Below are 26,436 nucleotides of genomic sequence, written 5' to 3'. Positions count from 1 at the left end.
TCTTAGTTTAATAATTTTAATCTAATAAGCTTTCAGGTTAATAAAATTAAATTATTTGAGTAAATACAATACTATGTTTTTATTTGTGGGTAATAGTAAGGCTTAAAGCAAAATGTAGTACGAACGGTAGGTGGATCTAAAAGATCGAATTACAATCCTGTATACAGCATTTTGCATTATTGTTTGATTATATTTATAGGTACAAAAATGGCTAGAATAATTTTCATGGGAGTAGATGTTTCCAAGGAAGCATTGGACATCTCAATTAATGGCAAGCATAAGCGCATAGCAAACGTGAGTGATGCTATATCTAAGTTTATAGAAACAAATATAGTCGATTTACCCATCAAGTTATGTGTAAGCTGGTGGCTATGAAAAGCTCATTATAAAATTGTTGCAAGATAACTGTCCATAAAGCTCACCCGAATCGGGTATATGCATTTGCCAAAGCTTGCAATCATTTTGCAAAAACTGACAAGTTAGATGCTAAATTACTGGAAAAATACGCTGAATTTGTCAGTAAAGACGGTGAAGTAAAAGGATGTATAATTTCACAAAAACAAGAGGAATTAAAGGAGCTGGGGGCAGTTGAGCGTAATTTAAATGATGCAATTCATGCAAACAAGTGTCGCCTGCAAAGTGCGACGGGAAAAGCTAGAGAATACATAGAAAGACAGATAGGGTTTGCTGAAAAACAATTGAAAGAAATTAGGCAAGACATAGAAGACGCAATAGCTGAATTGAAAGGAAAAAATGAGCTTTTAATCAGCTATAAAGGTATTGGATCAAAGACGGCGAGCGTTCTACTGACAGAGGTGCCTGAGCTTGGTAGATTAGAGAATAGAGAAATTGCATGCTTAGTTGGAGTTGCACCTAAAACTAGTGAAAGTGGAAGAAAAGTTGGCAAAGCTCAAATCAAAGGAGGCAGGTTTTATGCAAGGAAAGCACTATACATGTCAGCTCTTGTTGCTATGCGCCACAACAGAAAAATGAAAGCGTTTTATCAGCGTTTGGTTGATTCTGGCAAAGCTGCTAAGGTTGCATTAGTTGCTGTCATGAGAAAAATTATCGTTTGTTTAAATGCCATGATAAAAAATAACAACTTTTATCTTGACTCTTAAGACGGTAGATGACAGACCATTGATTGTATGGGTTCCATCTGTTATATATAATCTTTTTGAATACGAAGAAAACTGATGAATGAGTATGATATTACGGTTATAGGTAGCGGTCCTGGTGGTTATATAGCGGCAATTAGGGCGGCACAGCTTGGGTTTAAAACTGCAATTGTGGAAAAAGAAAAAAATTTAGGCGGTATATGCTTAAATTGGGGATGTATACCAACAAAATCACTGCTTAGAGCATCTGAGGTTTATAGGCTAATAAAAAGATCAAAAGAGTTTGGTATAGAAGTAAAGGGAGCGAATTTTGATATACAATCAATAGTGAAATACTCAAGAAACGTTGTTGATAAATTGTCAAGCGGTGTTGCATATTTGATGAAAAAAAATAATATCAAAGTTCATCAAGGTTTTGGTAAACTTGCAGGCAATGGTACTATAAAAGTCGTTAGCGATAAGGAAGAACAAGAAATTGTTTCCAAGCATATCATTTTAGCAACAGGCGTGAGGGCACGGAATCTGCCTGGAATAGAGGCAGATGGAGATTTAATATGGAATGCGCAGCACGCTATGACTCCAGAGAGATTACCAAAATCGCTACTAATTATAGGGTCTGGTGCAATTGGAATAGAATTTGCAAGTTTTTATAGTACTTTGGGTGTTGATGTAACAATCATAGAGATAAAGAGCACTATTTTGCCGCTGGAGGATAAGGACATTTCAGATTTAGCACAAGAAATATTCACAAAACAGGGGATAGAAATATATACAAGCAGTAGCGTAAAAGCTCTTACTAAAAGTAAAGACTCTGCTCAAGTGCTACTAAGTAGTGGTGAGAGCAAAGAATTTGAGAGGGTGATTGTTGCGGTTGGAATTCAAGCAAATATTGAAAATATAGGTTTAGAAAATACAAAAATTAAATTAAGCCCTTCTGGCTTTATTGAAACGAATGAATGGTATGAAACTAGTGAATCAAATGTGTATGCAATAGGTGATGTAGCTGGCCCACCATGTTTAGCACATAAAGCGAGCCATGAAGCCGTGATCTGCATTGAAAAGATTGCTGGTAAAAATGCTCATGCGTTAAAAAAAGAATGCATACCAAATTGCACTTATTCTCATCCACAAATAGCGAGCATCGGCCTTACTGAGGAACAGGCAATAAAAGGTGGGTATGATATAAAAATAGGAAAATTTCACTCTAACTTTAATGGTAAGTCTGTTGCACTCAGTGAAACTGAAGGGTTAGTGAAAACGATTATAGATAAAAAAACCGGAGAAATTCTGGGTAGCCACATGATAGGTGCAGAAGTAACGGAGTTAATTAGCAATTTTGCTCTTGCAAAGCAACTAGAAGGAACAGACTTCGACATAAAATCTACGATTTTTCCTCATCCAACCATTTCAGAGATGATACATGAATCAGTGCTTGCTGCAGATGTTAAATAGTTGAACTAACGTTCCATCGTTTTAGAGTTGTCAATGTCTTGAGTAGTAGTTTGATTAGGCACTTTAGTTTCAATAGATTGATTACCACCAGCATCAGAATTCTGTAACTCTTCTTTCAATCCCTTAGCTGCTTCTTTAACTTCAAGCTTTGCCTTTGGATGAAGATCTTCTGGGCCTTTTCCTTTAGTATCCAAACCTTGTTGTAGATTAGTGCTTTTCATTTTATTATGCTGCTCGTGCTCAGGTAGGTCAACGACCGAATTGAAAAGAATTTTTATTATATTTTTTAGCAGTTCTAAAAAACCTCCGCTTCTGCCTTCTCTTTGTTCTTGAGGTTTATTTTTCTCATTAGGTTCTTTTTTACTATTACTTTTAGGCATTTTTAATTCAACTATCATAACGCTTAATAAAATTCTACGTGCAAATTGTTAAATAACAGTTAACAATCTAGGATTTATTATTTACAGATGGATATTATTTTAGCAACAGGTGGCACAGGCGGACACATTTTTCCAGCTATAACTTTAGCAAGAGCACTAAAGGCACAAGGATATAGTTGCATAGTATTTACTGATAAAAAAACAAATAAAAATACTGACGTGGGAAACTACACCTTGCCATTATGTAAACCAAGCAGCAACAAATTTAAGTTTTTCCTTTTCTTGATATACAGCTCTATGTTAGCACTGTATCAAGTAAGAAAATTAAAACCAAAATCGGTCATTGGTTTTGGTAGCTATGCTTCTTTTCCAACTCTTCTTGCAGCAAGAGTTCTTTCTATACCTATAATTTTACATGAACAAAACACAGTTTTAGGGAGAGTAAATAGATTCTTTTTCAAGAGTGCAAAATTAATTGCAACCAGCTTTCCGGAGACTAAATATGCAGAGGGCAATAAATGTATTTTTACAGGAAATTTTGTTGATATAAAAGCACAGAGCCATTCTAGCACTGAGAAAATCCTAAATATATTGGTCATAGCAGGCAGCCAAGGTGCAAATTTTTTTGATGATGTAGTAAGCAGCGTAATTTGTGATTTACCTATTAAAATGAAAAAGAAAATTAGAGTGACGCAGCAATGTACGAAGAAAAATGTAAACAAGGTCAAAAGTCTATACAAAAGTGAAAAGATCGATTGTGAATTGAGTGAATTTTTTGATGATATGGAGAATAGACTGGCCAATGCTCACTTGGTAATTAGCAGAGCAGGAGCAACTTCAATAGCAGAGATCACTCTTGCTAGGCGTTCTGCTATATATATTCCTTACCCTTACTCAAAAGATAATCACCAATTTTATAACGCAAAATATATTGAAGACTCGAGAGCAGCTATAATAGTTAAGCAGAATAGTGAAGCAAAAAAAAATCTAACAGAGGTACTATTTGATCTATTAAATAATTCTCAAAAATTGCGTGATATGACCAATAGTACAGAAAAAACAGGGATAAAGAATGGGACTACTGAGTTTGTTAAGGTGATTGTTCACAGGTTTAGTTGATGGCTGCTTGCTTTTTCTTCAAACACGTCCCAAAGATCCTTTTCTAGCGATATATTATACAATTTATTGATATAAACTACTCCCGTGGGTGAAGTTGTGTTAATTTCGAGCAGGAAGTCATCTATAATATCAATACCAACAAATATTAGCCCTCTTTTCTTTAATTCAGGACCAATTTTGTTACATATTTCATTGTTTCTATCGTTCATTTGAGCGGGCTCAAAACTTGCTCCAAGTCGCATGTTTGTTCTGATCTCTCCACTGATTTTTGGAATTCGTTTCATTACACCAATTGGTTGGCCATAAAGTAGCAATATTCTTTTATCTTTATCTATGTTTTTACAAAATGATTGTGCAATCACAGGGCATTCGTATTTTGCTATCATGAGATCCACTACTACTTGAATACTATTCTCATCTTGTATTCTTATCACATCGTTTCCTCCATAACTATACAATGGCTTCAGAATAATATCTTGATAGTTGTAGTAGAAATCTCTAATCATTGATATATTTTCAGTAATCAAAGTTGGCGGAATTAGCTCTGGAAATAATGAAGTTATCAATTTTTCAGGACAATTTCTTATTTCTGTTGGATTGTTAATTACCAATGCGCTGGTTTTTTCTAAGATATATGTTGTTGTAATATAACGCATATCAAAGGGTGGATCCTGTCTGATAAATATGATGTCCATTTCATTCAAGTTGATTGCTACATCCTCTTTAGAGATAAAACTAAAATCATCAACGCTGACTTTCTGAGCCAGAGCAATTGGATGGTTTAGCTTTAGTGCTAAATTGTTAGGAGCATAGACAAAAACTTCGTGCTTCCTCCTTTGTGCTTCCTTTATTAGCACGAATGTAGTGTCAGTTTCAAAATTTATATTTTCATCCATCTGAAAGGCAACTTTCATTTATGTTCTCTACCTATTGTCACAATTGTACAAATGTTATAATTTGAAAGCGATTTTTGCCTAATGGCGTAACTTACTGTACCTATATCGTACATAACTTACAACTTGTTTTACTCCCTTTACTTTTCTTGCAATTGCTATTACAGCTTTTAATTCCGCTTTATTTTGGGCTATACCCATCAAATAAACAACTCTATCAACCGTATTAACGCTATAATTAATTGACTTAATATTTCTTTTTCCCAGGAGTCTTGTTCTTATTTCCGCTGTTATCATGCCATCTACAGTGGTGTCTAGCATGGAAGCCATTTGAATTGGTATTACTCTTATTTCATTTATCACTTCTTTAATTTCTTTTTGCTGCCAAGCTATTTTTTCTGCTGTAAGTTGTTTTTCAGGAGTGTCAACACTTCCAATGAGCAATACTCTTCCTTCACTTACTTTAACCTTTATGGATGAAAATAGCCCATGTTTTAAGAGCCCCTTATTAATTCTGATGACCATAGTCGTATCATCAATGATATTTCCCAAGGATTTGTCCTGCATTGTTATTGCTGTTGCTGTCGCTGTAGCCACCACACCACCTATTATAAGGGTTGTGCAACCACTTTGTGTAATCAAAAAAATTGCGAGTAAGAAGCTTGTTATTAATCTCATTATTGATTTTCAGGGTTTAGAGCTTTCATTAAGAAATGTTAATAAGCTTTTTTGATTGTGTAAATACCATAAATTAAGTAAGACTTTAAACCTTGAATATTTTTAATGGAATACCTATAATAGGGTACTGAAAATTTCTTGCGGATATGGCGGAATTGGTAGACGTGCCAGGTTTAGGTCCTGGTGAGCTTGCTCGTGGGGGTTCAAGTCCCTCTATCCGCACTTTAAAGTCATGTAACTTAGGTTTTAAGGGAAAATTTATAATCACTAAATACACTTTTGTTTGTGTAAAAACCTGTTCTTAAGGATTGTGTTTAACTTAAATTCTGGTAAAATGACTCTATTAAGATATGAATTAAAATGTTAATAAATGAATTATGATGTCTAATAATATACCTCAAAATACAGTCGAAGTAAGTAGCGTATATACCTACAAAGAGCTTAGTATAGATAAACTAAAGTATGAGTATGAAATCACAGTTGGTAGTGATTATATAAAACAAAAGGTAAATTCCAGGTTGCAAGAGATAGCAGAAAATGCAAAATCACCTGGATTTAGGGCTGGAAAGATGCCCTATGACCTTGTTGTTGCAAATTATAAAAACGAGGCTTTGGAATATGTGATAAATAATACAATTGATTATTGCTCAAGTGATTTGATGAAAAAAATTGAAGTCAAGTCTCACATTTATCCTAAGGTTGATGTTATATCATTACCAGATCTGGGCAAAGAAAATGAGGAGGGCAATTTTGTATACAAGCTATCTTTTGAGTCGATGCCTGAAGTACCGATGATAGATCTTGACAAAATAAACTTAAAGAAAATTGAAGCAAAGATTGAAGAGGAAGATATAAAAGAATTTATTGATTCTATCAAAACAAAGTTCCCCAATTTTGCCTCTGTTGATGATGCTTCTTATCAAGCGAAAGATGGGGATAAATTGATAATTGATTTTGAAGGGCGGATTAGGAATAAGCTCTTTCAAGGTGGAAGTAGCAAAGATTTTGCCGTTAATTTAGGGTCTGGCACATTTATTAATGGTTTTGAAGATCAATTAACTGGTATGAAAAAGGGAGAAACAAAGAACTTTAAGTTGAAATTTCCTGAAAATTACCAAGCCATTTCCCTTGCAGGACAGGAAGCTGATTTTTCTGTGCGAGTTAATGAGATTCAAATTGCCAAAGATTTTGAAAATGATGATGAAATAGCTAAGAGTATTGGGTTTAAAGATTATTCTTTGCTAATAAATCATGCAAAAAAAATGATTGGTGATCAGTGCACCGAAATGAGAAATCTCTTAATTAAAAAGGAGCTGTTTGATTATTTGGATGCTAATTATAGTTTTGATTTACCCACAGACATAGTAAAACAGGAGCAACAAAGAATGGAAGGAGAATTGGGTGCTCAAAATGATTCTCGTAAAGAAGCTGAAAAACGTGTAAAGCTTGCTATGTTATTTATGAAATTTAGTGCAGAACATAAAATATCATTAACTCAAAATGATGTTTTGAGTGTTATTGTAAATCAATATGTCAGTAAAGATGTGCAATTTGACAGAGTACTTAAGCATTTTGAATCAAATAAACAATTTCAAGAATTAGTTAGAGGGCAAGCGCTTGAGTATAAAGTGACAGATTATATAATAGAAAAAGTTAGTAAAGAAGAGCAGATTGTTTCTGTGAAAGAATTAAAGGAATTATTTGATAATATTTAATAGGAAAAGGTATGACTCTTATACCAATTGTAGTTGAACAAACTAGTCGCGGTGAGCGCGCTTATGACATATATTCAAGACTAGTGAAAGAAAGAATAATTTTTGTAACAGGTCCTATTGAAGACAATATGGCCAGTGTAATAGTAGCACAGCTTTTATTTTTAGAATCGGAAAATCCCGATAAAGACATTTGTATGTACATCAACTCACCAGGTGGTGTTGTAACTGCTGGTTTGTCGATCTACGATACAATGCAGTATATAAACCCAGACGTTTCAACTTTATGTATAGGTCAAGCTGCGTCTATGGGTTCTTTATTGCTTGCAGCTGGTACAAAAGGTAAGCGCTACTCTCTACCTCATTCAAGAATTATGATACATCAGCCATCTGGTGGTTATCATGGTCAAGCAACTGATATAGAAATACATGCTAATGAAATTTTGCGGGTTAAGAAAAAACTAAATCAAATTTATGAAAAACATACTGGAAATTCACTGAAGAAAATTGAAGGAATGATGGAAAGAGATAAATTCATGGATCCTGAAGAAGCAAGGAAAATTGGCTTAATTGACAGGGTGATAGCTGAGCGTACAGATATTGAAATTGAAAATATTAAAGTTAAACAAAAGGTGGGTTAATGGATAACAATAATGATTTACACTACTGTTCTTTTTGCAACAAGGCGCAAGATGAAGTAGATAAATTGATTACTAACTCTTCGGATGGTTTAAAGGTGTTTATTTGTAATGAGTGCATAGAATTATCCCATAAAGCAATAAGTCAAAAGAAAGATAGATCTTTTAATTCAGATCGTATATCTGATATGAAGCTATTACTAAAGAAACCTGAGGATATAAAAAACTTTCTCAGCAAGCATGTTGTAGGTCAAGAACACGCGCAACACGTTTTATCTGTAGCTATGTATAACCATTGTCAATCCATGGTACAATTTCATGCTATAAGTGATATTGAAATCGAGAAGTCAAATATAATGCTTATTGGTCCCACTGGTTCTGGTAAGACTTTGCTAGCCAAAACACTTGCTAAAGTTTCAGATGTGCCATTTGCTATGGCTGATGCGACAACTTTAACTGAGGCAGGTTATGTGGGTGATGATGTAGAAAGCGTGTTGTCGCGTTTATTACAAGCTGCAAATTATGACGTTGTAAAAGCACAGCGTGGTATAGTGTTTATAGATGAAATAGACAAGATTACAAGAAAATCTGAAAGCACTTCAATAACCCGTGACGTTTCAGGTGAAGGGGTCCAGCAAGCTCTGCTTAAGATTATGGAGGGTACAGTTGCTTATGTTCCGCCACAAGGAGGGCGAAAACACCCACAACAAGAGTTTATACAAGTGGATACTAGTAACATACTGTTTATTTGTGGAGGAGCTTTTGAAGGCCTCGATAAAATTATTGAAGCGAGAAAAAAGGGAACGTCAGTTGGCTTTGGAGCAGATATAAGTCAGTCTAAAGAGCAAAAGAAAAAGAATGCTTTACATGATGTTCAACCTGAAGATTTAATCAAATTCGGTTTAATACCCGAATTTGTAGGGCGGGTTCCAATAACTGCTGTTTTAGATGAGCTGGATCATGAAGATTTAATACATGTGTTGACAGAGCCAAGGAATGCACTAATAAAACAGTACAAAGCATTGCTTGCGTTTAGCAAAGTAAACCTTGAGTTTTCAGATGAAGCAATATCAGCTATTGCTAAAAAGGCTATAAGCTACAAAACAGGTGCAAGAATGTTACGTGCTATCTTGGAGTCACTTTTGCTTGACATTATGTATACATCTGGAAACGGAGGCTTTGAAGGTAGCACTATAGTAATCACTAAGAAAATGGTAGAATTAGGAAAAGCAACGGTTAATCATAATAACAATGGCAATGTTATAACGGTTAATGATTAATTTGAGGCATATATTATGAACATTGAACGTGCTGTAAGCTCTAGTTTTACTGCATTGCCAGTATTACCTTTAAGAGATGTAGTAATTTTTCCAAATATAATGGTGCCTTTATTCATAGGCAGAGAAAAATCTGTTAATGCACTAGAGTATGCAATAAGTAGTAGTAATCACCAAAATGAGATTTTTCTTGTAGCACAGAAAGATGGCTCTGTTGATAATCCAGAGCCTGAAGATCTTTATGAAGTAGGTGTGTTAGCAAGCATTGTACAACCGTTAATAAAATTACCTGACAATGCAGTAAAAGTTATAATCCGGGGGATAAGAAGGGGAAGAGTTGTAGAATATATTAGCTCTCATACTTTATTACAAGCCAGGGTAGAGTTAGACAGTCATTATAAAGAAGATGAAGACAATATTGACTTAGAAGCTTTAAGGCGATCTGTTGTAGACGCGTTCGATAGCTGGTGTAAGCTAAACAAGAAAAATCAGCCCGAGGTTGCCATTAACTCCATTGATCAAATCAAAGAAGTTGATCAACTTGTAGACACGGTAGCTTCACATTTAAATATAAAAGTATCAGATAAACAAAGCATACTTGAGGCTTATGACCCAGAAGAGCGTTTAAAAAAAGCTTTTGCTTTTATTGAGAGAGAAATGAGTATTTTGAACGCACAAAACCGTTTATATAAGACAATTAAATCGCAAGTTGAAAGCACTCAGAAAGTTTACTACCTTAACGAGCAATTGAAAGCTATACAGAAAGAATTAGGCGAATTTGAGAATGGTGATGAAGGGAATATACTCAATGAATTTGAAAAAAAGATAAATGAAACAAAGCTTTCTCAGGAAGCAAGAGAGAAAGCTATAACTGATTTGAAGAGATACAAGAAAATGAATCCCATTTCTCCTGAAGCTACAGTTATATCTAGTTACTTGCATTGGTTGCTTGAGTTGCCATGGGGAAAGTACAAAGATGCAAAAATTAACTTAAATGCAGCTAAGAAAATCTTAGATGAAAATCATTATGGCATAGAGAAAGTAAAAGATAGAATAATAGAATTTTTAGCGGTATTAAAAAGAGTAAAAGAGATAAAAGGTCCTATACTTTGCTTAGTTGGACCGCCAGGTGTTGGTAAAACTTCTTTAGCTAAGTCTATGGCAAGAGCAGTAGGAAGAGATTTTGTTCGCATAGCTCTTGGTGGTGTGCGTGATGAGTCTGAGATACGAGGGCATAGGAAAACTTATATTGGCTCAATGCCTGGTAAAATCATTCAACACATGAAAAAAGCTAATTCATGCAACCCGCTTTTTCTGCTTGATGAAATAGATAAGATGGGTTCTGATTCGCGTGGCGATCCTGCGTCTGCATTACTTGAGGTTTTAGATACTGAGCACAATAAACACTTTACGGATCATTACTTGGAAGTTGAGTTTGATCTTTCAAGTGTAATGTTTGTAGCTACGGCAAACAGCTTAAATTTACCACATCCTTTGCGTGATAGGATGGAAATTATACAATTGTCCGGGTATACTGAAGATGAAAAAATCAGTATTGCTACACACCACCTTATTCCGAAGTTAAAGAAGGAGCATGGTTTGTATCAGAAGGAATGGGACATAACTAATGAGGCGTTATACGAGTTGATACGTTTATATACACGTGAAAGTGGTGTGCGGAGTATGGAAAGGGAGCTTGCAAAGCTCATGAGAAAGGCAGTTAAAGAAATATTGACTGATAAAAATAAGAAAATATCCGTAGGGGTTGACAATTTACAAGATTATTTAGGGGTGCGTAAATATACCTTTGGCATTGCGGAAAATGAGAGTTTAGTAGGAATAGTAACTGGGCTCGCCTATACTGAAACAGGTGGTGATATTTTGATGATAGAATCAGTCCTAATTCCGGGCAAGGGAGAAATAAAATACACAGGAAAGCTTGGAGAGGTTATGCAAGAATCTATAAAAGCTGCGTATAGTTATATTCGATCAAATTGTTTGTTTTTTGGTATAAAGCCCGAAAAATTCCAAAATAATGATATACATTTACATGTACCTGAGGGTGCAGTACCAAAAGATGGCCCTTCTGCTGGCGGCGCGGTATGTACGTCTATTGTTTCTCTTATGACGAATATACCAGTTAACAAAAATGTTGCTATGACAGGCGAAGTGACATTGCGTGGTAGAGTTTTAGCTATTGGGGGCTTAAGAGAAAAATTGCTTGCAGCGCTCAGAGGATCAATCAAAACTGTGATTATACCAAGTGAAAATGAGAAAGATATGCAAGAGATTCCGGCAAGCATCAAAGAGGGGATCAACGTAGTTTTTGCTAAGAATATTGATGAAGTTATGAAAGTTGCTTTAATGCACCCTACTACTCCAATTGATGGTGATGATAATCAAAATAGTGTGCCTTCCTCTATAGAAAGTAAAGATGATACTTTTCCTATGTCGGAAACATTGAAGCATTAGATTAAAAAAATATTATCAATCTCCATTTCTCTTTTATCCGGCAAAAACCCACCAACTTGTGTGTCCCATAAGGATATGACTTGCTTTGTTGTTATGTCATTCATATTTTTTACTTATTCTATCTCCCAGTTTTATTCAAGTAGATGATATATTATAATAGTCCTTTTCATGGAAACCTTTTCTGGTAGATTGCTTTCTAGAAAAACCTTGGTCAAGGTGCCAACTGTGGTTTATAATAATATAAATTATATCATAGTTGATTTGCGTTTATCAGAGCTGAGGTATGTTTTATCTTACAAATTTTTTGCCTATTTTACTGTTCCTATTTCTTTTTGTAGGAAGTGGTATATATTTTACTATTCTTGGCGTGTCAAATGCTTTTTATCAGTTATCTCCACTGGTAGCCATTGTTCCTGCCATAGCTCTGGGTTGGGTTTTATACAAGGGCAATACTGAAGAAAAAATGTATGCCTTTCTAGATGGGGTAAGAGATCGTAATATTATCACTATGTGCATCATTTTTTTACTTGCAGGTGCATTCAGTGAAGTAACTAAAGCAATCGGTAGTGCTGATGCCACAGTTAATTTGGCTCTTTCATTTATATCAACACGATTTTTACTCATAGGATTATTTTTTGTAGCAGCTTTCATCTCCACTGCTATTGGTACATCAATGGGCACCATTGCAACAATTGCTCCTATTGCAGTTGAACTGACACAAGCTGGGATTTCTCCTTCCTTAGGAGTGGCAACCGTTGTAGGAGGAGCAATGTTTGGTGACAATTTATCTATTATCTCTGATACTACAATTGCATCTGTGATGTCTCAAAAGGCTGATATAAAGAAAAAATTAAAACTGAATGCAAAAGTGGCACTAATTGCTTCTATATTCACAATAATTATATTATTTTATAGCTCAAGCAATAGTGCTGCTATTTCAGTTAAGGAGTATTCTTTATTGCTTGTGGCTCCTTACATCATACTTATATTGCTTGCAAACTTTGGAATCAATGTATTTACGGCATTGGTTTTAAGCATAACTTTTGCTGGAATTATTGGATTTATAAATAACAACAATCATGGTTTATTGTTTTTAAGCCAAAACATCACCAAAGGGTTTATGAGTATGCATGAAATTATGCTACTGTCATTGATGGTTGGCGGACTTTCAGGACTAGTAGGTAAAAATTCTAAGGAGCTTGCAGATAAACTTTCATCTTGGGTTATGATACAACGTGGTGGACAAAAAACTGCGCAATTATTTATTGCAAAAATAGTCAGTATATTTGATATTTTACTTGCAAATAATACCATCGCTATAATTTTTAGCGGTGAAATTGCTAGAGATATTGCTAAGAAATATGAAATACCGCCTCACTATAGTGCAGCATGGCTAGGCATATTTTCTTGTGTATTTCAAGGATTAATACCGTATGGCGCTCAATTGCTTTTGGCTAGCACTATTGCTGGAGTTTCACCTTTGGCAGTCATGCCACACGTATACTATTGCTATGTTTTAGGTATTATTGCAGTGTTATATATTGTATTGAACAAAATTGAGAAAAAAGATTGTGCTTAATATACAAGACAACGCTCCGCTCTGTAGAAAATGGATGTTCTTGGCAGTATGTGCTCTTGCTTGCTCTGGGTTACTGTCAATAATTGTTATTTTTCTACGATTGCCTTTTATCTCCTCTCTTGTTCCTTCTGCACAATATATTTTTGATAATGCGCTGGTAATACACGTGAACTTGTCAATTTTGGTGTGGATGTGCTCTATAATATCTCTGCTCTTTATCATAAACCTACAAAATACCAACAGTTGGTTTAACTTTTCATGGGTTCTATCAACCCTTTCGATGCTGCTCATGTTTGTATCTGCATTTGTTCCAAACACTGAAGTTATCAAAAGTAACTATATTCCCGTGTTACAAAACAAATTATTTTTACTTGGACTCAGTTTATTTATTGCCAGCATATTAATAAATGCGGTTCTTGCATATATGTCAAATAAGCAAGCCTCATACCTCTGCGTGGGACAAATTGGACTGGTTATTATACTTGTATCGTCATTTCTTTGCTTTGTTTTAGCATATAATAATATGCCTCCAGGTCTATATCACTCAGATAAGAATTTGTTTTACGAATATCTCTTTTGGGGAGGCGGACATTTATTGCAGTTTGCTTTTACTCAAGGAATGTTTTTAGTCTATTTAATAATGCTAAGTTCCAATGATATTAGTTTAGCTTCAAACAATAAAATTACTATTTTACCACTATTTATAAACACGATTTTAGCTGTAGGCGCACCGTTTGTATATTTTGTTTATCCAGTTGATAGTGCCAAGTTAATACAGTTTTTTACTTGGCATATGAGGATTGCTGGAGCAGTTTTGCCGTGCTTTTTGATAATATTAGTGTGCTACAACATCAGAACTTTTATTAATGATAAAAGCAACTATTTATTACATTCATTTTTGTTGTTCACTTATGGAGATGTGCTCGGAGTGTTGACTATTGAAGGTAATGTCACGATTCCTGCTCATTATCACGGTTCTGTAGTTGGGATCACTATAGCTTTTATGAATTTCATTTATTGGCTGTTACCCAAATTAAACTTTAAAGAGATAAAAGGTTCCATGGTAAGATTACAGATTTATGCCTACAGTGTAGGGCATTTTCTCCATATTACTGGCCTTGTTTGGCTTGGTGGGTATGGTGCTTTAAGGAAGGTTGCAGATCTGCCAAGTATTTCATCAATGTTAGCACGCACGTGCTTCATTATAGGTGGCGCTATATCAGTTGTTGGTGGAATGTTGTTCGTAATAATTGTGCTTTTACATCTGTTAAAAGGCAAAGCGCGTACCAACTGACCCATAGAAACAAAAAAAACTTCCTTGACAAATTCCCCCAGCGCCCTTATCATGAAACTGAAGCTATTTATTTATCTTCTCTGTACAGATTAAATGACAAAAAAACTCACGTATCTGGCGTCCCATGTTTAATTTTTTGCACTATGTGCACCTTATGTCTTTATAAAATTTCTAGGTTTTTACCTAATATAAGCTGAAATGCGCTTATAAAGCATTTAAAACATAAAAAAACGCCGATTTAAAAAATGGATAGTGAATAACTATAGTATTTTCTAAAATGAATGATAAATTTCCATTATGGTATTACCAACCAAAAGTTGTAAGTCTGTATATTTATGCATTAAAGGTCTGAGGCGGCTTTTGATGGTATTCCAACAATGCTCTATAGGGTTCAAATCTGGTGAATATGTTGGTAGATAGAGCAAACGGCATCTAGCATTATCTATTAACTCCTTTGTTTTGGGAGTTTTATGGAATGTGGCATTGTCCATAACTATTGTAGTACCATGTGGCAATTTAGGTAATAACATCTTCTCTAACCATGTATTGAATACCTCTTTGTCACACCCACCTTTGAAAGTCATTGGTGCAATAAATCTCTTTCCAATCCACCCGCCTATTATACTGATTCTCTCTCGTTTTCTTCCTGGAATATCTGCATAAATTTTCTTTCCTATTGGAGCACGTCCATACTCTCGGTATAACCTATTATCAACTCCTGCTTCATCTATATATAAGATGCTGGAATGGTCTATTTTTGAGATTTTATCGGTAAATCGCTGCCTATCTTCTTGATTGCGCTCTTGATATAGTGTAACTTTTTTTTAAAGTAATTCTTAGCTGTTTCAGCCTATACCAAATTGAATTTATTCCAAATCCAAGATTTTGTTTCATCTCTGCCAGCGTATGATCTGGATTCTTTTTAACATATTCTTCGAGTATTTTTGGGTCTATTTTTCGAATAAAGCTGCCGTTTTTCGATGGCCTTAGGCTTTCACCAGCGGCTTTCTTTCTTAACCAGCGGTACAGAGTTGCTATTCCTATCTCCAAAAGCTCTGCCACCTCAACCTTTGACTTCCCTTTTTCTATCATCGATACTGCCCTTTCCCTTAAATCCACACTATACGCCATTATAACTCAAATAGCTTATTATACCTTTATCATTTACTTTGGGAAGTACTATAGCTACCCTAGGGTTTCTTTTGCCTTTTTTTCTGTTTAGTAAATTTCTTAATGTTTATAATTTAGATTAGTTGCGGCTTAAAAGCAACTAAATCGCGGTTATTAAGCGTTTAGAATAAAAAAACGCCATACTTGAAAGTATAATGTAAGTAATTAGCCAACCACGGGGCTTCTTTTGCCTTTTTTTTCATTTGGTAAATTTTTTAATATTTATACGGAAGGTAGCGCGTGACGCTGGAACCCCAAAAAAAGGATGATGTCATTCCAGTGCTCCTTTTTTTGTCATCCGAGTAGCTGACACTGTCCTCCTTTGTCATCCCAGTGCCCAGACACTGGGATCCAGCATTTCACGCAATCCCATCAAGAACGTTGTATTTTACATAACACTTTTATGCTTACCAACTTAATAAAATTCCTGGATCCCAGTGTCAGCTACTCGGATGACAAAAAAAGGAGCACTGGGATGACAGGAGAGGGAGGCTACTCGGATGACACCATTCTTTTTCCTGGATCCAAATAGTCAAGGCACTGGAATGACAAAAAAAGGAGGCACTGGAACGACAAAGTGGAGTGTCTGCTTCTGTCATCCTATGATAGCTAAAAAGACCTGGTCACGCGCTGGAATGACACCGAAGGGGCTACTGCCCTCTTGGATGGAGACCAGTGTCAGCTACTTAGATGATACCTTTTTTCTACTTAGTTTAGGTTATGCAGAAGTCTAATACAATTATAGAACAAGCTTAAAAATTCTGGTAAAGTAGTTTTATTTACAAAGAAAGAATATGCTACTTGAAATTGAAAAGCGCAGCATAACAAATGCATTGTGGAAGTTGCAAGAAGCAGATCAAAGGCAAATCTTAACTCTTACACAGAGATTTGAGTTACCAGAAATATTAGCAAGAATATTGGTTACTCGTGGTGTTAACATAGAAAATGCAAGCGACTTCTTATATCCACTAATCAGATCGCTATTACCAGATCCCTTTCACCTTCTTGATATGGATAAAGCTGTTTCTCGTATAATACGGGCAATAAAAAATGATGAAAACCTTGCAATATTTGGTGACTATGATGTTGATGGTGCAACGTCGTCAGCATTGATTAACAGGTACCTGAGAGCAATCGATATACACTCTATAATCTACATTCCAGATCGTGTTGATGAGGGTTATGGATTAAACACAGATGCTTTATTACAACTTAAAAAGAATGGAATTGATTTATGTATTTCCGTTGATTGTGGTACGCTTGCATATCAACCAATAGAAGATGCAAAGGCTTTTGGTCTTGATATTATAGTTGTTGACCATCACCTTGGTACGGAAAAATTACCAAGCGCCGTAGCAATTGTGAATCCAAACCGCCTTGATGAGAGCTCTCCTTATAATAACCTAGCAGCAGTTGGAGTGTCATTTCTGCTAATTGTTGCTCTTAATAAAAGCCTACGTGAGCAAGGATTTTTTACCAACAAAAAAGAACCAGATTTATTTGATCTGTTGGATTTGGTTGCCCTGGGAACTGTCTGTGATGTTATGCAGATCACAGGCCTCAATAGAGCACTTGTCTCACAAGGATTAAAAGTTATGTCAACAAGAAAAAACGTTAGCTTGCGTGTTTTATTTGATGCTTTGGGAATCCTTGAAAAACCAAGTGTTTCTCGATTAGGGTTTAGTATTGGGCCATGCATAAATGCTGGAGGAAGAATTGGAGAAGCATCGCTTGGTGCAAGGTTGCTTTCCACCGATGATGATGAAGAGGCACATTCAATCGCGCTAAAATTAATAGATTTGAATAATGCAAGAAAAGTGTTAGAAAATGAGGCTCTCTTGGAAGCTACAGCACAAGCGGAAAAGTCTGCCCAATCAGGTGCGAATTTTATAATGATAAGTGGCAATTGGCACCAGGGAATAATTGGTATAATTGCATCAAGGCTAAAGGAGCAGTTTCACTTGCCAACAGTAGTGATATCTTTAAATAATGGAATAGGAAAAGCAAGCTGTAGATCAATTTTGGGAGTTGATATCGGTGCTGCAGTCCTTTCCGCAAAGTTTATAAATTTGATTATTGAAGGTGGTGGCCATAGTGTGGCGGCAGGATTTTCAATTAAAGAAGACAAAATAAATGATTTGCATGATTTTTTTACTGAAAGATTTTCAAACTCTATAAATGAGAAAACTTTAAAAGCTGATAGTATAGTAACTGCTAAAGCAATAAATTTGTCTTTATGGAATCAATTGCAACGCTTGGGACCATTTGGAGTTGGAAATCCTGAACCAAGGTTTATTATCCAAGGAGCAAAGATAAGAAAGCCTGAAGTTATAGGAGTTGACCATATAAAATGTTTTATTGCTGATGATAATGTTATGGTAAGAGCTATTGCATTTCGTTCTGCAAATACTCATCTTGGCTCTGCTATCATGCAGGGTAATGTTAAAGCTATTTTGGGTAAAATCTCTATGAATTACTGGAATGGCAATGAATTTGTACAATTTTTAATAGAAGATGTATTGACCATTAGTTGAGTGTATCTGTTCAGCAGAGTGGCAAAATAGGTAGACAAGATAAACCAAAAAATCGAGAAAAAGTGAGTTTACAACAACTGGTGTCATGAAATTATCTGACACTGATTTCCATCCAAGAGGGTGTCATCCCAGTGCGTGACACTGGGATGACACCCTACTTAACCGTCATACCGCGATTCATTCGCGGTATCTCTTAGCCGCTAACAAGTAGCGGGATGACGAGCTTATCGTCATGCCACTGCGAACCGTCATACCTCCGCGAACCGTCATACCGCGATTCATTCGCGGTATCTCTAGATCCCGCTAACAAGCAGTGGGATGACGAGCTTATCGTCACGCCGCCACGAACCGTCATACCGCCGCGGCGCTAACAAGAGATCCCGCTAACAAGCAGCGGGATGACGGTTGTCGTTTAGCCATAAACATTAAAAAATTTACCAAATGAAAAAAAAGGCAAAAGAAACCCTAGTCATTGTCTATTTTCAGTATTGGCGTTTTTAAGTCTTAAACACTGCAATTTAGCTGCTTTTGAATGCAACTAACCTACGCTGCAAATGTTTAAGAAATTTACTAAGCAGAAAAAAAGGCAAAAGAAACCCCGTGTTAGCTAGTTGTCACTCTCTAATCCTGCAAATTGGCGTACTATACTGTCTTAAACGACTTATAAGCGCGTTTCAGCTTATATAGGTAAAAACCCAGAAATGTTGTGAAGACATAAGGTGCACATAGTGCAAAAAATTAAAAATAAGACGCCAACTACGTTGTTTTCTTGCTGTTTAATCTGCACAGATGAAGATAACTGAATACCTTCAATACCATGATAAGGGGGCTGGCGGAGTTTGTCAAGCAAGTTTTTCGTTTCTATATGCGCTACCTTAAGACTTCAACGTCTTAACGCACCTAACTCCATCTGCATATAAATTTGCATGGCTCTTTCCAGTATTAAGCAATGCAAATCCAATGTTGTCTACACTAGAGCGCAGTTCCCCTATTTCCTCATTGTTTTCATTTGTCACTTTAGTGCCAATATCTGGAAGTGCGTTATCCCCCTCAACAAGGTAAAGTTTTCTTCTGAATATTTCTTGTCTGCTCATTCGATTTACAACTTCCTGACCTATATAACACCCCTTATTAAAGCTTATACCGTTTACTTTATCGATTAAAAATTGCAGCGGAAACGATGAATTCTGCACCATATCTTTCGCTCCATCTGGAACGAGATTTTGAATTCTGACTTTTTCATACTGAGTAAAATCCCCAACCGGCTCTTTTATTTCATCTTTATGTATGATCCTCATTCCTAGCAGCTTGTGCCTTGGATCTTGAAAAATAACTTGTGACTTACCACTACACTCCGCCAATTTAGTATTAAACAAAACTCCAACCTTATATAGTGCGCTAACGTCTTTAATTTTCACTTTCAAATAAGTTTTAAGCAAATCCAGTTTCTCGATTATTTGCTGCAAGTGCATGTTTTCGCACTCCAAGAGGGTGTATTTACCATATTCAATAAGAAAAAAATCATATAGATATTTTCCCTGAGGGCTAAGCAATAAAGAGTAAATGGCTTTTTGGCTATCCAACTTATTAATATCATTGGTTATAATACCCTGCAGAAAATCTCTAGTGTCAGGCCCATATAGCACTATCACACCACGACTTAAAAATGGTATATAACTCATGAAATCTCTATAAATAAATCTAAATTTTATTATATAACATTAGGCTCTTTTAGAAACTGCTTTTGGCGTGCATATTTTATAATGGCGTGCATATTTTATAATGGCGTGCATATTTTACAAGCTCCAGCCCTTGAAATCTAACTTACGAGTATATATATATAAACTTATAAGTTAATTTGTTGATGAGGAAAAACAAATGTCAAGTATAAGTTTAAATGTATTAGATGATAGCGTGCTGATCAAGCCTATTAGCGAAGAAAAGCAAGGTGGAATTGTGCTTCCATCAAGTGCTGAAAAGAAACCTACTAAAGGTGAAGTTATAGCAATTGGTGAAGGTTCACGCAATTCAAGTGGCGAACGCGTAACTTTAACTGTGAAAGCTGGTGATAAAGTGTTCTATCGCCAATGGGCTGGTACAGAAATAGAACATAATAATGAGAAGCTTATCGTGATGAAGGAATCCGATATACTTGCTGTCATTAAGTAGCAGTCTTTATTTTACTAAACTGAAACAAAGCGCAACATAGCGCATTGTAAATGGTTTTATTATAGTTTTCTAAATTTTTTATTAACAAGAGGTGATAAAAATGACTAATGTAGTAGTATCAGGTGAGCAGTTGCAAGAAGCCTTTCGTGAAGTCGCAGCAATAGTGGATTCAACGGTAGCAATAACTGCGGGACCTAGAGGAAAAACAGTAGGGATTAATAAGCCCTATGGAGCACCAGAAATTACAAAAGATGGTTATAAGGTGATGAAGGGTATCAAGCCTGAAAAACCATTAAACGCTGTAATAGCAAGCATCTTTGCACAAAGTTGTTCTCAATGTAACGATAAAGTTGGTGATGGTACAACAACGTGCTCAATACTAACTAGCAACATGATAATGGAAGCTTCAAAATCAATTGCTGCTGGAAACGATCGTGTTGGTATTAAAAACGGAATACAGAAGGCAAAAGATGTAATATTAAAGGAAATTGCGTCAATGTCTCGTACAATTTCTCTAGAGAAAATAGATGAAGTGGCACAAGTTGCAATAATCTCTGCAAATGGTGATAAGGATATAGGTAACAGTATCGCTGATTCCGTGAAAAAAGTTGGAAAAGAGGGTGTAATAACTGTTGAAGAGAGTAAAGGTTCAAAAGAGTTAGAAGTTGAGCTGACTACTGGCATGCAATTTGATCGCGGTTATCTCTCTCCGTATTTTATTACAAATAATGAAAAAATGATCGTGGAGCTTGATAATCCTTATCTATTAATTACAGAGAAAAAATTAAATATTATTCAACCTTTACTTCCTATTCTTGAAGCTATTGTTAAATCTGGTAAACCTTTGGTTATTATTGCAGAGGATATCGAAGGTGAAGCATTAAGCACTTTAGTTATCAATAAATTGCGTGGTGGTTTAAAAGTTGCTGCAGTAAAAGCTCCAGGTTTTGGTGACAGAAGAAAGGAGATGCTCGAAGACATAGCAACTTTAACTGGTGCTAAGTACGTCATAAAAGATGAACTTGGAATCAAGATGGAAGATCTCACGCTTGATGATCTTGGTACGGCTAAAAATGTTAAAATTACTAAAGATAATACCACAGTTGTCAGCGAAAATAGCGATTCTGACAGTGTGAAAGCTAGAATCGAGCAGATTAAATCTCAAATTGAAACTTCAACTTCTGATTATGATAAAGAAAAGCTAAGAGAACGTTTAGCGAAATTATCAGGTGGCGTTGCTGTGCTCAAAGTTGGTGGAGCAACTGAAGTGGAAGTTAAAGAACGTAGAGATAGAGTCGAAGATGCGCTGCATGCAACAAGAGCTGCAATTGAAGAAGGTATAGTTCCAGGTGGTGGAGTTGCGCTTCTTTATGCTTCATCTGTTCTCGACAAATTAAAAGGTGCAAGTGACGAGGAACAAATAGGCATAAACATTATCAAGAAAGTTCTCAGTGCTCCAATTAGAAGGTTAGTCAAAAATGCTGGTCTTGAATCTGCTGTTATAATTGACTATTTGATTAAGCAGAATGATAAAGAGCTTATATACAACGTTGAGGCTATGAATTACGCTAATGCATTTACAGCTGGTGTGATTGATCCAGCAAAAGTGGTGCGTATTGCTTTTGAAACAGCGGTATCTGTTGCGAGTGTGCTGATAACTACTGAATCTATGATAGTTGATGTACCAAGCAAAGAAAATGCTTCATCTCCTATGGGTGCAGGAGAAATGAGTGGCATGGGTGGATTCTAAGTAGAATGAAACCGTGGAGCAATTGCTCCACGGTAGTTCCAAAAAATCTCACATTTTACTATTCGTTAAAGGTAATACGTTTGGTGCAGAAATGCACTACTGTTTGCATCCGTTTCACTCCTTTATATTGTGGTTGTCTAATAACAAAAAGGCAGCATAAGAAAACTATAACCCCTAGTATATTTATACTATAGCTGACCCAAGCAACACGTCATACCGCGATTCATTCCACAACTGTACGAACATTACAATATGGCACATAGTAAACGATGTCATGAAAGTAGCTGACACTGGAATGACACCCTTTTGGATGGAAACCAGTGTCACGCACTGGCATGACACCCATTTGTTCCTATAGTTGTCTTTTCTCGTCTACCTTATTTTGCCACTCTGCTGAACAGATACAATTTACAACCACCCCCCTACCCTTTTTAGTTGTTCAGCAAATATAGAGAGGTTAAAGGGAGTGGTATTACTTAAACAACTAAATAAAAAACCAGGTAGATCATTCTGAAATTCTTGCATTTTTGTCCATAATTTTGTTAAATAACTTCCCTTTTGGTCATATCGAACCAAATTTCTTTTTCACACCACCTTTTAAGCCACTTTCGTTAGTTTTTGTCATAATGCGATCAAACACTCCCAATAACCTCTTTAATAGGTTTGGAGTTAGCGAAGAGATAAGATCAACAGATACGTTATTGTTTTTGTCATCACCACTTGCTTTATAGTCTATTGAAACGATTCCCCTACTTTTCCCACCAGTAAGAAGTTTTCCAATTATAGGAATTTTTAACAAAGATTTATTAATTGAATATGCTGGTATTACTTGTCCTGCAACCTGGAATTTATAATTTCTAATATCGAGCTTACCACCAGTGCTAATACCTAACTCCGCCCCTTCAAGCCAAGATTCTTCAATTTCAATAGTGCCATCTTTGTATGAAAAAGGTGCATTACATTTGTAAAAGTATACACCTTCATTTTTTATGGCATTTACAATGCCAGGCAATGAAGACATCGACAATAAAGTAGTAAGTAGTGGAGCATCTTTGATGTAGAAATTGCTAATGGATAACGTACCATAATGTTCTCCACTTTCTCTCTGAGGAGAGAGATAAAAAGACAATTTGCCGTTTTTAATTGATTTACTAATGCCTAAGGAACGCAAAAGCATACCTGAATTATCCGCATATATTTCGAGCCCTATTCCACTGTATTCTGCTAGTATGTTGCTGCTATCTTCCAGAAACTGCCCTGTAAATTGACTTCCATTGCAATTACCTTTAGTACAGGTTACATTCAGCTTAGCATTTTTGATAACGATGCCTTCTTTCATAATTACATTGTCAACATTCATACTAATCTCTATATCTTTATTTAATCCATTACTGTTTTTGCCAAGCAAGCCTAAAATATCACTTAAGTTAATTTCCTCACCATAAATAGTTATGGCATTTTTCTCCTTACCTGATTCAATTTCTATACTAAAATCATTATCAGGCAATTTAAAGCTACTAGAATTTAAATATAAATTTCCATTTTCTACTCTTCCGCTGAATTTTATATCTAGGTCATTTCCTACAACATCTAATTTGTCTATTAACAATTCACCTGCTCCTTTTAACCTTGTAGAAAACAAAATTTTATTGTGATCTTCAAAACGATTTTTCCACCCTAAGTAGCTTGAACGTGATTCAAGCTCTGATAAATCTATATCACCATTAACATACCCCGTCTTATCTTGATTTATCACTGACTCTAAATTTGCACTGACATAGCCACTATCAAAATTAAGTATTTGAGCGGGTAAATCTCCGGTCAAATTCCAGGCGAAACTTTCATTCCTATTGCTACTTTTCAGGTCAAATAATAGCTGTGTGTTATTTACCATACCACTACCATTTAAATCTATAAAGTCACTGCCAAAACTAAGCTTAATATCATATTTACCAAGACTTGCATTATAGATAGCCAAATTGTCAATTTCAGAATGAAAATTGGCCGAAAAATCTACTTTTTTGTCATCAGCATTTAGATTAAAAATGCGAAAACTGAATACAGATTTTGCCATTCCACTTACTTTATCCCTTTCAACCTTCACTACATCATCCAGCTTAAATCTTATAGGCTCATATAAACCATAAGCATCACTTACAGCTTGGCCATTAATGGTTAGAACTGAATTTTCCTTATTGAGAGATTTCATTTCAATATCACCGCCATTAATAGTGAAACTCTGAAATTTAGCGCTATTTACAGTAATTTTAAGATCGTTATTCTTGATGATCAAATCACCCTTTAATTCCTTTACTTGCTCAAAATCTTCATCAAATTTTACGCTACCGTTTTCTATATCAGCAACAATTACAATGTCTGACAGATCGCCATCAACCAATTTGCCATTGAAACTTACAATGGTATTTAAAACATCCCCATCAATATTATCACAATACCAGCTTTTAAATTTACTATTTACTACACTATCTGGTATATAAGTACATAAATCCTTTGCAGCAAACTTACTAATATTAATTCTAAGCAAAGCATGACTTGTACCAAAGTTCATTTTGCCTATTAAAGAGAGATACGTGTCATTTAACTTAAAATGGAAGTTTTTTACACTAATAATTCCATTACTATATGTTAAATTTATATTTACATTAGTTAAGGCCAAATTTTTGTTCAAATAATTTTCTGTATTTAATACGTATATATTTCCATCTACAATTTCATCCTTTTTATTAATTTTCACTGAGAAGCTTCCTTTGAATCCTATATTTTTGTCCAAATTGTAGCTTTTAACTAATGTAGAAAACTTGCTCAATAGTCCCAATTTTAGATCATAAAATGTCCCGTACACATTTAGCAAATTGTTGCGATTTTTTATCGTAATTGATAAATCATCCAAAAATCCCTTTCCATCTTTTGTATTCACATGAATATCTAAAACATTAAAATCTTCCCCCTTCCCTATATATAATTTATCAATAAAAAATTCATCTTCTGTGCTTTTATCAATAGCGATGTTAGTAAATTCAATTTTTGAATCCGCATTTAAGTCAAAAAAAAATTCCCTTATTGTTTTTAATAGATTTTTTGCACTACTTTCTGTCATCTTGAAATTCTTCCCTGTCATCCCAGTATCTTTTTTTCCTGTCATCCCAGCACTCGTCCTTGTCATCCAAGTAGCTTGACTACTTGTTTCTTTTTTTCTAGATTCCAGCGTCACGCGCTGGAATGACACCGAAGGAAGGCGGTTACTACTTAAATAATGATTATCCAAAAGGTCTAATGAGTTTTGCGGATTAACATTAGTTTCTTCTCTCTTGATACATACATGCACATTATCAGCTGAAACCTGAGAGAGATTTGTGCTAGCTTTAAATAAGGAACTTAACTTAAAATGTACAAAAAGCTCAGGAACTTTTATAGTAAAATTAGGGTTTGCTATTGCCAAATCCGTAATGACTAAATACGGATCTTTGCCATCTTTCTGCCAAACAACTGAGGTATTCTCCATATTAACGCTTGAGCCAACAAATATTTTTGATATTTTATGTTTAACATAAAAATCAATATAATTAATATTGATTTTTAAAGGCTTAAAAAAAATAAAGAAGCACAATATGAATAATAAAGCTACGGAAAATAATATAGTAATTTTTTTAAGCATCGATTATTGCTTTTCTTGCTAAACTATCAGCCTCCTCATTATACTTATCGCCACTGTGTGCTTTAACCCACTTCCAATCAATTTCGTGTTGTGAAGCAACGTTGTCTAGCTCTTTCCACAATTCCATATTTTTTACTGATTTTTTATTACTTGTTTTCCAGCCATTCATTTTCCACTTATTTATCCATTCTGTTATGCCATGCTTAACATAAAGACTATCCGTATATAAATTAATATTACAAGAAAATTTCAATACTTTCAGCCCATTGATCACCGCTGTTAACTCCATTTTATTGTTTGTGGTATTTTCTTCTCTACCATAAATGTCTTTTCTGTAATCTTGAAATAATATGATAGCTGCCCATCCTCCCGCTCCAGGATTACCAGAACACGCTCCATCCGTGTATATTATCACTTCCTTTTTATTCATCTTTAACTATATGAATTAATAAAGTATATAGTTGCTTTTATGAAAGCACAATTTCTAAAGGTAGTTTACTTTAAATTTTATTATAGAAACAAAAA

At 35.2% G+C, this 26,436-nt stretch carries 23 protein-coding genes and 1 tRNA gene; 14 read left to right on the top strand and 10 right to left on the bottom strand.

All coding sequences use genetic code 11. The features are described 5' to 3' along the window. Positions 1-207: 207 nt before the first annotated feature. The 3 genes from AAGD62_RS03660 (at position 208) to lpdA (ending at position 2,570) form a co-directional block, all read left to right on the top strand. Positions 208-375 (top strand): hypothetical protein, encoded by a 168-nt coding sequence (locus AAGD62_RS03660; RefSeq protein WP_155968863.1) that lies wholly within the window; start codon positions 208-210, stop codon positions 373-375. Between the two features lie 323 nt (positions 376-698). Next, positions 699-1,121, top strand: coding sequence for an IS110 family transposase (locus tag AAGD62_RS03655; protein WP_049973639.1), 423 nt, complete (start codon positions 699-701; stop codon positions 1,119-1,121). Between the two features lie 75 nt (positions 1,122-1,196). After that, positions 1,197-2,570, top strand: a complete 1,374-nt coding sequence (gene lpdA, locus AAGD62_RS03650; RefSeq protein WP_151807945.1) for a dihydrolipoyl dehydrogenase — start codon at positions 1,197-1,199, stop codon at positions 2,568-2,570. Positions 2,571-2,575: 5 nt separating this feature from the next. Here lpdA and AAGD62_RS03645 read toward each other — a convergent pair whose 3' ends face one another. Beyond that, positions 2,576-2,968 (bottom strand): hypothetical protein, encoded by a 393-nt coding sequence (locus AAGD62_RS03645; protein ID WP_006279962.1) that lies wholly within the window; start codon positions 2,966-2,968, stop codon positions 2,576-2,578. Positions 2,969-3,037: 69 nt separating this feature from the next. Here AAGD62_RS03645 and murG point away from each other — a divergent pair, with 69 nt between their 5' ends. Next, on the top strand, positions 3,038-4,069 hold the full coding sequence (gene murG / locus AAGD62_RS03640; protein ID WP_155968867.1) for an undecaprenyldiphospho-muramoylpentapeptide beta-N-acetylglucosaminyltransferase: 1,032 nt from the start codon (positions 3,038-3,040) through the stop codon (positions 4,067-4,069). On the opposite strand, the gene gshB is transcribed toward murG, so the two are convergent. Both gshB and AAGD62_RS03630 read right to left on the bottom strand, forming a co-directional pair. Continuing rightward, positions 4,054-4,983 carry a glutathione synthase gene (gene gshB / locus AAGD62_RS03635; RefSeq protein ID WP_007549071.1) on the bottom strand — a complete coding sequence of 310 codons (930 nt, stop codon included), beginning with the start codon at positions 4,981-4,983 and terminating at the stop codon, positions 4,054-4,056. The two genes, murG and gshB, sit on opposite strands and share 16 nt — an antisense overlap. Before the next feature lie 60 nt (positions 4,984-5,043). Further along, a complete protein-coding gene (locus tag AAGD62_RS03630; protein WP_006279461.1) occupies positions 5,044-5,640 on the bottom strand; it encodes a BON domain-containing protein in 597 nt (198 codons plus the stop codon). 140 nt (positions 5,641-5,780) lie between these two features. Here AAGD62_RS03630 and AAGD62_RS03625 point away from each other — a divergent pair. From AAGD62_RS03625 to AAGD62_RS03595, 7 genes are all read left to right on the top strand, one after another. Further along, positions 5,781-5,862 (top strand) — tRNA-Leu (locus AAGD62_RS03625). Positions 5,863-6,020: 158 nt separating this feature from the next. Continuing rightward, positions 6,021-7,355: a trigger factor gene (gene tig / locus AAGD62_RS03620; protein WP_155968869.1), complete on the top strand. Its 1,335-nt coding sequence runs from the start codon at positions 6,021-6,023 to the stop codon at positions 7,353-7,355. Between the two features lie 11 nt (positions 7,356-7,366). Then, entirely contained in the window at positions 7,367-7,993 is a 627-nt protein-coding gene (clpP, locus tag AAGD62_RS03615; RefSeq protein WP_006280254.1) for an ATP-dependent Clp endopeptidase proteolytic subunit ClpP, read from the top strand. Beyond that, on the top strand, positions 7,993-9,270 hold the full coding sequence (clpX, locus tag AAGD62_RS03610; RefSeq protein ID WP_006279985.1) for an ATP-dependent Clp protease ATP-binding subunit ClpX: 1,278 nt from the start codon (positions 7,993-7,995) through the stop codon (positions 9,268-9,270). Before clpP ends, clpX begins: the two co-directional genes overlap by 1 nt. A 15-nt stretch (positions 9,271-9,285) precedes the next feature. Next, the gene (gene lon / locus AAGD62_RS03605; protein WP_155968871.1) at positions 9,286-11,739 is read left to right on the top strand and encodes an endopeptidase La; all 2,454 of its coding nucleotides are present in this window, start codon (positions 9,286-9,288) and stop codon (positions 11,737-11,739) included. A gap of 367 nt (positions 11,740-12,106) precedes the next feature. After that, a complete protein-coding gene (locus AAGD62_RS03600; RefSeq protein WP_231115897.1) occupies positions 12,107-13,318 on the top strand; it encodes a Na+/H+ antiporter NhaC family protein in 1,212 nt (403 codons plus the stop codon). Between the two features lie 34 nt (positions 13,319-13,352). After that, positions 13,353-14,612 (top strand): cbb3-type cytochrome c oxidase subunit I, encoded by a 1,260-nt coding sequence (locus AAGD62_RS03595; protein ID WP_196770144.1) that lies wholly within the window; start codon positions 13,353-13,355, stop codon positions 14,610-14,612. 272 nt (positions 14,613-14,884) lie between these two features. Here the strand turns inward: AAGD62_RS03595 and AAGD62_RS03590 are convergent, their stop codons facing one another. From AAGD62_RS03590 to AAGD62_RS03580, 3 genes are all read right to left on the bottom strand, one after another. Continuing rightward, positions 14,885-15,367: an IS630 family transposase gene (locus AAGD62_RS03590; protein ID WP_231115908.1), complete on the bottom strand. Its 483-nt coding sequence runs from the start codon at positions 15,365-15,367 to the stop codon at positions 14,885-14,887. Between the two features lie 28 nt (positions 15,368-15,395). Next, the gene (locus AAGD62_RS03585) at positions 15,396-15,743 is read right to left on the bottom strand and encodes an IS630 transposase-related protein (RefSeq protein ID WP_155968342.1); all 348 of its coding nucleotides are present in this window, start codon (positions 15,741-15,743) and stop codon (positions 15,396-15,398) included. A gap of 479 nt (positions 15,744-16,222) precedes the next feature. Continuing rightward, a complete protein-coding gene (locus tag AAGD62_RS03580) occupies positions 16,223-16,381 on the bottom strand; it encodes a hypothetical protein (RefSeq protein ID WP_341812679.1) in 159 nt (52 codons plus the stop codon). Positions 16,382-16,576: 195 nt separating this feature from the next. Between AAGD62_RS03580 and recJ the strand changes: the two genes are divergently transcribed. Continuing rightward, on the top strand, positions 16,577-18,316 hold the full coding sequence (gene recJ, locus AAGD62_RS03575) for a single-stranded-DNA-specific exonuclease RecJ (protein WP_341812678.1): 1,740 nt from the start codon (positions 16,577-16,579) through the stop codon (positions 18,314-18,316). Positions 18,317-19,191: 875 nt separating this feature from the next. On the opposite strand, the gene AAGD62_RS03570 is transcribed toward recJ, so the two are convergent. Beyond that, on the bottom strand, positions 19,192-19,998 hold the full coding sequence (locus AAGD62_RS03570; RefSeq protein WP_155968877.1) for a YgfZ/GcvT domain-containing protein: 807 nt from the start codon (positions 19,996-19,998) through the stop codon (positions 19,192-19,194). Positions 19,999-20,203: 205 nt separating this feature from the next. On the opposite strand from AAGD62_RS03570, the gene AAGD62_RS03565 reads away from it, so the two are divergent. Then, a complete protein-coding gene (locus AAGD62_RS03565; protein WP_173862895.1) occupies positions 20,204-20,485 on the top strand; it encodes a co-chaperone GroES in 282 nt (93 codons plus the stop codon). Positions 20,486-20,585: 100 nt separating this feature from the next. Next, positions 20,586-22,235 carry a chaperonin GroEL gene (gene groL, locus AAGD62_RS03560; RefSeq protein ID WP_155968879.1) on the top strand — a complete coding sequence of 550 codons (1,650 nt, stop codon included), beginning with the start codon at positions 20,586-20,588 and terminating at the stop codon, positions 22,233-22,235. Between the two features lie 223 nt (positions 22,236-22,458). Here the strand turns inward: groL and AAGD62_RS03555 are convergent, their stop codons facing one another. From AAGD62_RS03555 to rnhA, 3 genes are all read right to left on the bottom strand, one after another. Beyond that, complete coding sequence (locus AAGD62_RS03555) at positions 22,459-22,581, bottom strand: hypothetical protein (protein WP_255703183.1); 123 nt, start codon at positions 22,579-22,581, stop codon at positions 22,459-22,461. Positions 22,582-22,797: 216 nt separating this feature from the next. After that, positions 22,798-25,911: an AsmA-like C-terminal domain-containing protein gene (locus AAGD62_RS03550; protein WP_341812677.1), complete on the bottom strand. Its 3,114-nt coding sequence runs from the start codon at positions 25,909-25,911 to the stop codon at positions 22,798-22,800. Beyond that, a complete protein-coding gene (gene rnhA / locus AAGD62_RS03545) occupies positions 25,904-26,341 on the bottom strand; it encodes a ribonuclease HI (RefSeq protein ID WP_155968885.1) in 438 nt (145 codons plus the stop codon). Before rnhA ends, AAGD62_RS03550 begins: the two co-directional genes overlap by 8 nt. Positions 26,342-26,436 lie beyond the last annotated feature (95 nt).

Origin of the sequence: Wolbachia endosymbiont (group A) of Eristalinus aeneus (assembly GCF_964026915.1) — a bacterium.
GTDB lineage: Bacteria > Pseudomonadota > Alphaproteobacteria > Rickettsiales > Anaplasmataceae > Wolbachia > Wolbachia pipientis.
This window is presented reverse-complemented; position numbering and strand designations above follow the sequence as displayed.